This is a genomic window from Paenibacillus sp. TCA20, assembly GCF_000732325.1.
Classification (GTDB): Bacteria; Bacillota; Bacilli; order Paenibacillales; family Paenibacillaceae; genus Paenibacillus; species Paenibacillus urinalis.
The window spans coordinates 25,148-37,231 of the sequence record NZ_BBIW01000022.1 but is presented as its reverse complement, the minus strand read 5'-3'; the positions used below and the strand labels follow the sequence as shown (position 1 = coordinate 37,231).

The 12,084-nt window shown below is 48.4% G+C and carries 9 protein-coding genes and 1 other annotated feature; all 9 genes read left to right on the top strand.

Annotated elements, in window-relative coordinates:
* Window positions 1-4: 4 nt before the first annotated feature.
* The gene (gene ccsA / locus TCA2_RS24910; RefSeq protein WP_047914306.1) at window positions 5-832 is read left to right on the top strand and encodes a cytochrome c biogenesis protein CcsA; all 828 of its coding nucleotides are present in this window, start codon (window positions 5-7) and stop codon (window positions 830-832) included.
* 5 nt (window positions 833-837) lie between these two features.
* Window positions 838-1,494, top strand: a complete 657-nt coding sequence (locus TCA2_RS24905; RefSeq protein ID WP_047914305.1) for a bifunctional precorrin-2 dehydrogenase/sirohydrochlorin ferrochelatase — start codon at window positions 838-840, stop codon at window positions 1,492-1,494.
* Complete coding sequence (gene hemC, locus TCA2_RS24900) at window positions 1,495-2,445, top strand: hydroxymethylbilane synthase (RefSeq protein WP_047914304.1); 951 nt, start codon at window positions 1,495-1,497, stop codon at window positions 2,443-2,445.
* A 4-nt stretch (window positions 2,446-2,449) separates the two neighbouring features.
* Window positions 2,450-3,997, top strand: a complete 1,548-nt coding sequence (gene cobA, locus TCA2_RS24895) for a uroporphyrinogen-III C-methyltransferase (protein WP_047914303.1) — start codon at window positions 2,450-2,452, stop codon at window positions 3,995-3,997.
* An 18-nt stretch (window positions 3,998-4,015) separates the two neighbouring features.
* The gene (hemB, locus tag TCA2_RS24890) at window positions 4,016-5,017 is read left to right on the top strand and encodes a porphobilinogen synthase (RefSeq protein ID WP_047914302.1); all 1,002 of its coding nucleotides are present in this window, start codon (window positions 4,016-4,018) and stop codon (window positions 5,015-5,017) included.
* A gap of 61 nt (window positions 5,018-5,078) precedes the next feature.
* Window positions 5,079-6,383: a glutamate-1-semialdehyde 2,1-aminomutase gene (gene hemL, locus TCA2_RS24885; protein WP_047914301.1), complete on the top strand. Its 1,305-nt coding sequence runs from the start codon at window positions 5,079-5,081 to the stop codon at window positions 6,381-6,383.
* Window positions 6,380-7,279 (top strand): RluA family pseudouridine synthase, encoded by a 900-nt coding sequence (locus tag TCA2_RS24880; RefSeq protein WP_370510385.1) that lies wholly within the window; start codon window positions 6,380-6,382, stop codon window positions 7,277-7,279. The genes hemL and TCA2_RS24880 overlap by 4 nt, the downstream gene beginning before the upstream one ends.
* 152 nt (window positions 7,280-7,431) lie before the next feature.
* Complete coding sequence (locus tag TCA2_RS24875; protein WP_047914299.1) at window positions 7,432-8,889, top strand: LysM peptidoglycan-binding domain-containing protein; 1,458 nt, start codon at window positions 7,432-7,434, stop codon at window positions 8,887-8,889.
* Between the two features lie 154 nt (window positions 8,890-9,043).
* Window positions 9,044-9,327: a binding site (T-box leader), on the top strand.
* A gap of 64 nt (window positions 9,328-9,391) precedes the next feature.
* Window positions 9,392-12,061 carry a valine--tRNA ligase gene (locus tag TCA2_RS24870; protein WP_047914298.1) on the top strand — a complete coding sequence of 890 codons (2,670 nt, stop codon included), beginning with the start codon at window positions 9,392-9,394 and terminating at the stop codon, window positions 12,059-12,061.
* Window positions 12,062-12,084 lie beyond the last annotated feature (23 nt).

Here is a 12,084-nt window from a genome sequence, read left to right as displayed (position 1 = left end):
AGAAGTGTCTACAGTAGATACGATTCACACTATGCTGATTTATATTTATGCCCTGAGCCTTCTGTTTTATTTCTCGGATTGCATTCGACGCAACACGAGTGCGAAGCGGATGGGCACAGGGCTTCTTGTTGTCGTGTTCCTGATGCAGCTGATTTACCTCATTCTTCGGACGGTGGAACTGGGACATATTCCAATCTATTCGATGTATGATTTTGTATTCTTATTCACCTTCAGCATGGTTATTACATCTCTGATCATGACAACGTTCAGGAAATCAGAATATATCGTATTCCTGCTGAATGTGGTCGGATTTAGTGCTTTGGTGCTCAGTGATTTTTGGCTTGCTCCGGTCGTCAATCCTATGCTGAATTGGCAGACTGTGCATGGGCTTCTTGTCATGCATATCGCTCTTGCTAATCTGGGGTTTGCTGCACTAACGCTCGCTGCCGTATTTGCTGCGATCTATCTCTTTCTGCATTTCCGGCTCAAGTCGAAGCAATGGGGCGATACGATGCGGCGCATGCCGAGTCTTGAAATGCTCTATTTGTACATGAACAAGTCAAGCTCTATCGGGACCCCGATGCTCGGCGTTTCGGTCATGCTTGCTGTATTATCGATCATGGCAGAGAAACGCTGGCCATTATTACTCGATGCCAAAGTGCTTTCAACACTCATTGCATTATGCATCTATTTAGGATACTTCATTTCAAAACGATATAATGGTCATGCTCCCCATGTTATGGCACGGTGGACGCTAATCGGTTATGTCTTTGTCATTATTAGTTTTATCAGTAATGCTTGGTCTGTATTTCACCGCTGGACAGGAGAGTGAAGTAAATGGAGCAAGCTTATGTTCCGATATGGCTGGATTGTTCAGGCCGCACTGTCATTATAATTGGCGGTGGTCCAGTGGCTGAGCGCAAGGTAAGTGGACTTCTTAATTCAGGAGCGAACATTACGATCATCAGTCCCACGATGACCGAGAGACTTCTTCAGCTGGCCCAGCTGAGTGAAGTCTCCTGGATTCAAAGGCCCTACCGTCAGGGAGACCTGAGAGGGGCTTTTCTTGTATATACAGCTACAAATCACGCGGATATTAACCGACAGGTGGTTAAAGAAGCGAAAGAGACAGGTGCTTTGGTGAACAGTGCAGATGAGCCTCGCAGCGGTGATTTTATTACACCGAGTGTCGTACGCCGCGGCAGGATGTCAATCGCTGTGTCAGCCTCGGGTTCAAGTCCAGGAGCAGTCGCACGCATTGCACAGCAGCTGGAGCAAGAATATGGTGATGAATATCAAGTGTACTTTGATTTTTTGCATCAAATTCGTCAAACGATTCTGTCTCGTATTGAAGTTCCAAGCAAGAGAAGACATCTGCTGAGAAAAGTATTAGAGTTAGATATATTAGATGAAATCAGAGAAGGACGCTTCGAATTATGGTCCGATGAACAACGAAATAATTGGATTGCAGACAATCAGGAGGGTAATGAATAAATGCGAACGATTGTAGTAGGAAGCAGACAAAGTGCACTGGCTCTAACACAGACAGGGCATGTCATTGATGATTTGAAGAACCTGTGTAAGCAGCATGGGCTTCTATTTGATTTTGAGATCAAGAAGATTGTAACGAAGGGCGATCAAATCCTGGATGTCACGTTGTCCAAAGTCGGGGGCAAGGGGCTGTTCGTCAAAGAAATTGAGCAGGCTATGATGAACGGCGAGATTGATATGGCCGTACATAGTATGAAGGATATGCCCTCTGTACTTCCCGAACCACTGACTACTGGTGCTGTGCCGCGCAGGAAGGATCCAAGAGATGCCCTCATATCCAGAACCGGATCTTCCCTGGATGAGCTGCCTCAAGGCGCAAAAGTAGGGACAAGCAGTCTGCGCAGAGCGTCTCAGCTCAAAGCTTATCGTCCTGACTTTCAAATTGAATGGATTCGCGGCAATATAGATTCCAGACTTCGCAAGCTTGAGACAGAAGGCTTCGATGCTATAATTCTCGCTGCGGCGGGTCTTTCTCGTATGGGATGGGAGGATCGGATAACGGCTTATTTGTCTCCGGACACTTGTCTGCCAGCGGTAGGCCAGGGTGCGCTCGGTATTGAATGCAGGAAGGATGACAAGGAGCTCCTTCATTTGCTCAGTTTGTACAATGATTTGGAGACGGCCCTGCCGGTTGCAGCTGAACGGAAATTTTTGAATGTGCTGAACGGAGGCTGCCAAGTACCTATCGGAGCGTATGCAACCTGGGCTTCCCATCAAGAAGAGGATGAACATAAGCAGCTTATCGAGCTGACGGGGATGGTTGGAACACCAGATGGATCGACGGTGCTTAAAGAGACGCTGATCGGGAGCGATCCTGAACGTCTTGGGGAGGAAGTTGCAGAACGCTTGATTCAAAAAGGCGCAGAGAAGATACTGGCAGACGTAAGGGGATGAGGAAATGGCAGGTAAGGTCTATCTCGTGGGTGCAGGACCGGGGAATGCGAAGCTTATTACAGTAAAGGGCTGGGAGTGTATTCAGAAGGCAGATGCGGTCGTCTATGATCGTTTGGCCAGTCCCAGACTGCTTCGAATCATGAAGCCTGGAGCTTCCAAAATCTATGTTGGCAAAAAAACAAACCGTCACACAATGAAGCAGGAGGATATTAATCAGCTGCTTGTAGATCTCGCTCTTGAAGGTAAAACCGTCGTTCGTTTGAAGGGCGGGGACCCGACCATTTTTGGAAGAGTCGGTGAGGAGGCAGAGCTGCTTCGCAGGTATAATATTCCTTTTGAGATCGTGCCGGGAGTCACCTCTGCAATCAGTGTGCCGGCCTATGCCGGTATTCCTGTCACACATCGGGATTATGCATCATCCATTTCGATTATTACTGGACATGAGAGTCCGGATAAGCTCAATAGAGCGATCTATTGGGATAAAGTAACGAATGCCACAGGAACCTTGGTATTTATGATGGGAGTCGCTAACATCGGCTATATCAGTCAGCAGCTGATTGATCATGGCAGACCCAAGGATACGCCTGTAGCGCTGATTCGCTGGGGAACTTGGGCTGAGCAGGACACTCTTGTAGGCACACTTGAGGATATTGAGCACAAGGTGCAGGAGCACGGATTCCGTCCACCCGGCGTCATTGTCGTTGGTGATGTCGTCAAGCAGCGTGAACGGCTGCAATGGGCAGAATTCATGCCTCTCTTTGGCAAAAGAATACTGGTGACAAGAGCAAGAAGTCAGGCAAGTGAGCTCGTCACACGGATTGAGGAATTAGGTGGAGAGCCTTATGAGCTGCCTGTTATTGAGACGGTTCCTGTGCAAGCGGATCATCAGAGGGAGCAAATAGCAGAAGCTTTTAATCAGTTAGAACAGTATGACTGGGTCATATTTACGAGTGTGAATGGAGTCGAGCATTTCTTTAGAGCGATGGAGGAACAGGATAGAGATATACGTTCACTCTATCGCGCGAGAATTGTAGCCATTGGACCGTCAACGAAAAAGGTACTTCGAGACAAAGGAATTCTGGCAGAACAGGTCCAGGGATCTTATCAGCAGGAAGGGCTGATGGATACCTTTGATGCTGATCTTCTCCCGGGACAGAAAGTGCTGCTGCCCTCAGGTAACCTGGCTCGTCCTTGGCTCTCTGACAGACTGAAGGAGAAGGGGCTTGAAGTCCACAGTGTCAGTGTATATGAGACGGTCGTTCCTGAAGAGCAGGACGATGAACTGATAGGACTCCTGCAGAAGGGCAAAGTTTATGCTGTCACGTTCACGAGCTCTTCAACAGTAACTCATCTCCTGACGCTATTAGAACGGATGGGATGTGAACAGCCTGCTTCTTTATTTAAAAATGTTCACGTCGCGTGCATTGGACCTGTTACTGCAGAAACGGCGGCAAACGCGGGGCTTCATGTCAGTATCGTTTCAGAAGAGGCGACAATAGAGAGCTTGGCTGATGCACTGTGTCATATGGGAGAACACGTTCATGTTAATTAATGAAAGGGGTTATTCAGAATGGGATTTCCAATCGTAAGACATCGCAGACTACGGCAGTCGGCCGGTATTCGCAATATGGTGCGAGAAACACATTTGAATGTTAGTGATTTTATACAACCGATCTATGTTACATACGGTACAGGGGTTAAACAAGAAATCTCGTCAATGCCGGGAGTATACCGTTTCTCACTCGATACGCTGAAAGAGGAAGTACAAGAGATTGCTGAGCTCGGTATTCCGGCTGTACTTCTATTTGGTATTCCAGATACGAAGGATGCTGTAGGTTCCTCCGCCTATGCAGAGAATGGAATTGTACAGGAAGCGACAAGACTCATCAAATCCTGGTACCCCGATCTGCTCGTCATTGCAGATACCTGCCTGTGTGAGTTTACGGATCACGGTCATTGCGGAATGATTCATACGCATGAACGAGACGGTCATGTATGTGTTGATGTCCTGAATGACGAATCACTTGAGCTGCTGGTGAAGACTGCTGTGTCTCAGGCAGAAGCTGGAGCTGATATCATTGCACCATCCAACATGATGGACGGTTTCGTAGGTGCAATTCGTGCAGGACTTGATGAAGCAGGATTCACCCATATTCCAATTATGTCTTACTCGGTGAAATACGCCTCCGGCTTCTACGGACCTTTCCGTGAGGCAGCAGATTCAGCACCCCAGTACGGTGATCGCAAAGCTTACCAGATGGATCCGGCTAATGCCAGGGAAGCGCTGCGTGAAGCCGAAACGGATGTTCTTGAGGGAGCAGATATGCTGATGGTGAAGCCTTCTTTATCTTACCTGGATGTGATGCGCACGATTAAGGATCAATTTGATCTGCCGCTGGTTGCGTATAACGTCAGCGGTGAATATGCGATGGTCAAAGCCGCAGCGATCAATGGTTGGATTGATGAAGAGAAGGTGGCCATGGAAATCCTGCTCAGTATGAAGCGTGCTGGAGCAGATATGATTATTACGTATTATGGCAAAGACGCAGCCCGCTGGCTGGCAGTTCGTTAATATTTTCGTAAAGATACACTATTGGCATATAAATTTATGAACAGAGGAGTGAGGTTTAAGAATGAGTGAACAGAATCGACAGCCGCGCCGGGAGGAACGTTCCCGTACCGCTTTTGAAGAAGCGAAGCAATACATGCCTGGCGGAGTGAATAGTCCGGTACGTGCATTTAAATCTGTAGGACTGACTCCTGTATACGCAGACCATGGCATAGGTTCTAGAATCTATGATATTGATGGTAATTCTTTTATTGATTATGTGGCCTCCTGGGGTCCTCTTATTATGGGACATGCCCATCCGGAAGTGATATCCGCGATTCAGGAGACAGCTGTCAAAGGGACAAGCTTCGGCGCACCAACACTCATTGAAACGGAAATGGCCAAGCTGGTATGCGAGCGTGTACCCTCCATCGACGTTGTTCGTATGGTGAACTCTGGCACGGAAGCAACGATGAGCGCGATCAGACTTGCTCGAGGAGCAACAGGCAGAAGCAAAATTTTGAAATTTGAAGGCTCTTATCATGGACACGCAGACAGCCTGCTAATCAAGGCAGGTTCGGGAGTAGCAACTCTTGGACTTCCGGATAGCCCTGGTGTTCCAGAAGGAGTAGCTGCCAATACGATTACCGTTCCTTATAATGATCTTGAATCGGTTCGATTGGCATTTGATAAATTCGGGGAACAGATTGCTGCGATCATCGTTGAGCCTGTAGCAGGCAACATGGGGGTTGTGCCGCCAGCGGCAGGATTCCTTGAAGGGCTGCGCCGGATTACCGTAGAATACGGCAGCCTGCTTATTTTTGACGAGGTCATGACGGGTTTCCGGGTAGGGCTTCACAGCGCACAAGGCCGGTTCGGTGTCATCCCGGATTTGACTTGCCTTGGCAAGGTCATTGGAGGCGGCCTGCCTGTTGGCGCCTATGGTGGAAGACGAGACCTGATGGAACAGGTGGCTCCGGTGGGTCCAATCTATCAAGCGGGTACACTCAGCGGTAATCCGTTGGCCATGGCAGCAGGCTATACAACACTTAAGCTTCTTAACGAAGAAGTATACACTCGTCTTGAAGAGCTCGGTGCAAGACTTGCTGCTGGTTTTGAGAAGAATGCGAAGGAGCTGGGTGTTCCTGTAACCATCAATAGAGTCGGATCGATGGTATGCCCATTCTTCACTGATCAAGCAGTGACGAATTATGATGTTGCCAAGTCGAGCAATCTGGATCATTTCCGTGCTTACTTTGGCCATATGCTTCAGGAAGGAATCAGCGTAGCCCCTTCTCAATTCGAGGGGATGTTCATCTCCGGGGTGCACAGCATCCAGGATATCGATGATACAATTGAAGCGAACTATAATGCGTTGAAGGCACTATGATGAAGTATAAGAAAAGAGGAGACTGGGCTGAGCTGATGCCAGGCAAAAAGGTGCTCTCCCAGGATGACCGAAGTATGGCAGCTGAGAAATGGCTGCTTGAGGAGCTGGGTATGCCCGAGAAGCTCCTGAACGAGCTTAAAGCTAATAACGGTATTCAACTTGCAGGGGACCGGCTTCGGCTGGCCCTTTTTCCTTCTGCACCGTATGGAATTGTACCCCGATATGTAGAGCTGGATGTACTCTATGAGGATGATTTTTGCCTTGTTGTAAACAAGCCGGTAGGTATGCCCATTCATCCAGATGGAAGTGAGCGTCAGGACGGAACAGTCACCCTTGATCATGCTGTCGCTGGATACTACCAGGTAAGCGGACTAGAGATTGCGGTGAAGCATATCCATCGTCTGGATGTGGATACGTCAGGTCCAGTGCTGTATGCGAAGAACCGCTATGCAGAACTGAAGCTGAACGCCATGATGCAGCTGAAGCAGATTGAGCGCAAATATGTTGCAATCGTTCACGGGGTCGTAGCTCAGAATAAAGAGAAGATAGACTTGCCAATCAGCAAGGACAGGCATCATAAGCAGAGAAGAAGAGTCTCCCCTACGGGGCAGCATGCGGTAACTCATATGGAGACATCCGAAAGACTAAGTGAAGCAACCGTAGTCCGGCTTCGTTTGGAAACAGGAAGAACACATCAGATTCGGGTACACCTAAGTCATTTGGAACACCCCTTGTTTGGAGATACGCTGTATGGCGGCTTGAGAGAAGGGATTCGCAGACAAGCATTGCATGGAGAAGAGCTCAGCTTCAAGCATCCTTTTACAGGGGAGCTACTCACGGTCACAGCTCCTTGGCCTCAGGATATGATTGATTTATATGACTCGTTAAAAGTGTAAATAAAAATATGAATCCGCGGATGAATGGTATGAGTCCTCTGAACGGTGCATATACATGTACACGAGAAGCATCTTGAGTTTACTTGTGTAACATGACGTAAAGCTATGAAAATCTCATGGTGAATATATGCTGTGAAAGGAGGACTAGCGCTATGTTAAACCCGCCGTATGGACTTCGGTTTGATATTTACGAGCGTGTTCATCTGCCCGAAGATGTGCCTGCCATTAGTGAGCTGGATGAGATTGAATTGTATCCTCGCATACAGGTTGTATCGGAGCAGGAGCATGCTGCGCTGCGTGGACACTTGCTGTTGTCCGGTATTTATCAAGGAGAGAACAATCAGCAGGAGGAGCTGTCGCACGAGATTCCTGTTGAGATTACAATTCCACTCAGCCGTGTCGCATCCATTGAAGATATTGCAGTGGAGATTGAGAATTTTGACGTGGATTTACTGTCGACGCGCAGTCTGAACATTACGGGCGTGCTCTCTTTGCGCGGAATTGAAGGAATCGGACCGGCAGAAGAAACCTCTGACTGGAATCCGGAGGAGTTTACCGTTGTGCATTCCAATTCAGGCGAGGAAGAGGCAACGACGAACCCGCTATATTCAGGGTACAATCCGTATAACCGTGATCCCATAGCGGATTCAGAACAACAAGAAGCGATATTGTCGAATTCGGAATCTCCAGCTGAGCTTCAATATGATACAGAAGCTTCGGTGTACTCACCTTCAAGGCCTTTTTTGCATACGCCTTATGAGACGCCTGTATCCGAGCCGGCTGCTGCAGAGGGCAATGCTGCATGGTCTCTTCCGTATGAAGCAGAGTCAGTCGGTGATTCCACGAATCGGGAAGAAGCTCAGGCACAGGCTCCGTACAGCGCAGATGCATTTGGCAGCACGGAGGAACAATATGAACAGGATGAAGCAGAGTCGGACCGGGGACAAGATGATCCATCGAATCAATACGGTGCATTCACATCCGGTAATCAAGAACCGGAAGCATACTCAGCTCCAGAGGTGTGGAGCTTCGAGCCTGCTGTAGTGTCGGGCTCAGAGCGTGACTCGGGGGCTCCTGCTGCGAGTAATGCTGCAGATGCGAATTCAGATTCTGCAGTGATTGAGGAGACAGCCGGTCTTGGTGATTCTGCGGATGAGCTTGAGACAGACTCTAGTCCGCGAGAGCCGGAAGCTCAGGAGGTCTTGCTCGAAGCGGATGTGCCACAGCCGGATCCTTCCGAAGAGAAGCCTGAATTGAAGGTTGCCTTTGGAACCAAAAAATCGGGCGAAGCTTCAGCACAAGGCTCCTATGGCATTACTTCGCTCTTACAAAAGAACAGAACGGCAGAAGAAGTCCTGCAGCTGGAAGAGGAGCTTCCGATTGAACAGCGTGAAGAAGAACCGGCAGAGGAAGTTCAATGGAAGAGCCTGTTTCTCGGAAGTGGTGCTGAGCAGACACCATTCAAGAAGGTTAGACTCTGCATCGTGCAGCGTGAAGAAACGCTTGAAACCATTGCCGACCGGTATCAGCTCAGTACGCGTGAGCTGCAGCTATATAACCGTCTGTCCGAGCAATCGGTAGAGGAAGGTCAGGTACTCTACATTCCTTAGTAGAGCTGCTTACAGGAGAGTTCCCGGTTTGAATCGGGGACTCTTCTTTTTTGTCATGTAAGGTCAAATGCCCGGTTGACGAATGGCACAAAAGAAATGTATGATGACAGTAGGATTGGGAATACAATGAATAACAACAGTACTTAAACTTAATCTAACGACTTGGATCGGGAATAGTAGGCAGTGAGCCCTTCAGAGAGTGGAATTGATATGGTGTGAAATTCCGCAGGATTGTGAGCTGTACCGAAGTCGCCCGTGAGTTGCCCTTTTGAACTTTCTTGTATGATGAGGAAGCTAGAATGCGGCCGGTAGCAGCCGTTATCTGCCTAATGAAGTGTCATATCGAGCTTAATGTTTTCTCTTTTTACAAGTGAATTCGGACCTGCTCGGCTATGAAACAAAGGTGGTACCGCGAAAGAATGGCCTTTCGTCCTTTGAGGATGAAGGGTCTTTTTGTATTTTCAAGAATGTGTTAAACGAAGATAAATTGGAGGAATGTATGATGTCAGAACCGACAGCGAATCCGAATCAGACGGAAATGTCGACAACGTACGATCCGCGGGCAGCGGAACAGAAATGGTATCCATATTGGATGAATAATGAATTTTTCAAGGCAGGTCAGCGCAAGGATGCGAAGCCTTTTACGATCGTGATCCCTCCGCCTAACGTTACGGGTATTCTTCATATTGGGCATGCACTGGACTTTACGCTGCAGGATATCATTATTCGGGCAAAAAGAATGCAGGGCTACGATGCGCTCTGGCTTCCGGGCTCTGACCATGCAGGAATTGCTACACAAACGAAGGTAGAACAGAAGCTTAGAGAAGGCGGCGTATCCCGTTATGATCTGGGCCGTGAGAAATTCCTTGAGAAGGTATGGGACTGGAAGGAAGAATATGCAAATACGATTCGTTCCCAATGGGCGAAGATGGGGCTTTCACTGGATTACTCCCGTGAGCGGTTTACGTTAGATGAAGGTCTGTCCAAGGCCGTTCGTGAAGTCTTTGTTAAGCTGTACGAGAAAGGGCTCATTTACCGCGGTAAACGCATTATTAACTGGGATCCTGCAGCACGCACGGCCTTGTCAGACATTGAGGTTGAATACAAAGAGGTACAGGGACATTTGTACCATTTGAAATATGAGCTGAAAGACGGAAGCGGCTCGATCACGGTTGCGACAACACGTCCGGAAACGATGCTTGGAGATACCGCTGTTGCTGTACATCCCGAAGATGAGCGTTATAAGGACATGATTGGCAAGATCCTCGTGCTTCCGATTATTGGTCGTGAAATACCGGTGATCGCGGATGAGTACGTGGACAAAACGTTTGGCAGCGGAGCTGTGAAAATTACACCTGCTCATGATCCGAACGATTTTGAAGTAGGTCTGCGTCATGATCTGCCGCAAATTACGGTTATGGATGAGTCCGGTAAAATGAATGAAGAAGCCGGCAAATATAAAGGTCTGGACCGCAGTGACTGCCGCAAGCAGATCGTTCTTGATCTCAAAGAATCCGGCGTCTTGATTAATATTGAAGACCACACACATCAAGTGGGCCATAGTGAGCGTTCCGGTGCGGTTGTAGAGCCTTACTTGTCCACACAGTGGTTCGTAGCTATGCAGCCGCTCGCGGAACGAGCCATTGAAGCACAGAAGAGCGGTAAAGGGGTTAACTTTGTTCCTGACCGATTCGAAAGAACCTACTTGCAATGGATTGAGAATGTTCGCGATTGGTGTATTTCGCGTCAGCTGTGGTGGGGTCACCGTATACCTGCGTGGTACTGTGATGCTTGTGGTGAAATTCATGTCAGCCGCGAGGATATGACGGCTTGTCCGAAATGCGGATCGCAAGAGCTTCGTCAGGACGAAGACGTCTTGGATACCTGGTTCAGTTCTGCACTATGGCCGTTCTCTACGCTTGGCTGGCCGGAAGAGACAGAGGACCTGAAGCGTTACTATCCGACCTCTGTACTTGTAACGGGATATGATATCATTTATTTCTGGGTAGCACGGATGATCTTTACGGCACTTGAGTTTACGGATGAGATTCCGTTCAAGGATGTTCTAATGCATGGACTCGTGCGTGATTCCGAAGGACGCAAGATGTCCAAGTCGCTGGGCAACGGAGTGGATCCGCTCGAAGTTATCGAAAAATACGGAACAGACGCAATGCGCTATATGCTGTCGACAGGAATTACTCCAGGACAGGATCTGCGCTTCCGCTGGGAGCGTGTTGAGCAGGCCCGCAACTTTGCGAACAAGATTTGGAACGCATCCCGTTTCGCGCTCATGAACTTGGAGGGCTTTAAGGCAGAGGACATTGATATTACGGGTGAACTGACTACAGCTGACCGCTGGATCCTGCATCGCCTGAATGAAACAGCTAAGGACGTAACCCGTCTGATGGATGCCTATGAATTCGGCGAAACGGGCCGTACACTGTATAATTTCATATGGGACGATCTCTGTGACTGGTACATTGAGTTCTCGAAGCTCTCGTTATATGGTGAAGATGCGGAAGCCAAACGCAAAACACAATCCGTTCTTGCCTATGTCCTTGACCAAACCATGCGCCTGATCCATCCGTTTATGCCGTTTATCTCCGAGGAGATCTGGCAGCACCTTCCGCATGAGGGTGAGACAATTACTTTGGCAGCTTGGCCGGAATTCAATGAGGCCTTTGTTAATGACAAGGCTGTAGCTGAAATGAATATGCTGATGGATTTGATCCGTGCAGTACGCAACATTCGGGCCGAAGTAAATGTACCGATGAGCAAAAAGGTTGAACTGCACATTAATGCAAGTGGTCAGGATGGTCTGAACATCATTGACAATAACCTGATTTATGTTCGTCGTTTCTGTAATACTTCAGAACTATCTACTGGAACAGAGCTGTCTACACCAGATAAAGCGATGACTGCTGTGATCTCCGGCGCCGAGCTGTATTTCCCACTGGCAGGCTTGATTGACATCGATCAAGAGATTGCACGTCTCACGAAAGAAAAGGAGACGCTGGATAAGGAAGTATTGCGGATCGAGAAGAAGCTCGGCAATGAAGGCTTTGTATCCAAAGCGCCTGAGAAAGTTATCGAAGAAGAGCGTGCGAAGCTTGCAGACTATTCTGATAAGCGGACAAAAGTCATTGCACGGATTGATGAACTTCAAAATTAATATAAGACGGCAGGTGTTCCTCA